The 242-nt window shown below is 80.6% G+C and carries 1 protein-coding gene; it reads left to right on the top strand.

Annotated features, from left to right (window positions below; genetic code table 11):
* Nucleotides 1-242 (top strand): hypothetical protein (locus BST27_RS31080; RefSeq protein ID WP_211285363.1); only part of this gene is annotated, 242 nt, incomplete at both ends.

The raw sequence follows: 242 nt of genomic DNA, 5'->3' as shown, positions 1-242 counted from the left end.
GCCCCGGAGGTGCCGCGGGGCTGTTTGGTTCCGGAGGTGTGGGAGGTGCCGGCGGAGCCGGGGCGCCCGGCGGGGCGGGCGGCGACGGCGGCTGGCTTTTCGGTAACGGTGGCGCGGGAGGAGTCGGCGGTACCGGCGCGGCCGGCGGAAGGGGTGGCAACGCGCTGCTGTTCGGTACCGGCGGGGCCGGCGGCACCGGCGGGGCCGGGGCGGCCGGACAGACCGGCAGCACCGGCACCGCC

It is taken from the genome of Mycobacterium intermedium, from assembly GCF_002086275.1.
In the GTDB taxonomy this organism is placed as follows: Bacteria; Actinomycetota; Actinomycetes; order Mycobacteriales; family Mycobacteriaceae; genus Mycobacterium; species Mycobacterium intermedium.
This window is presented reverse-complemented; position numbering and strand designations above follow the sequence as displayed.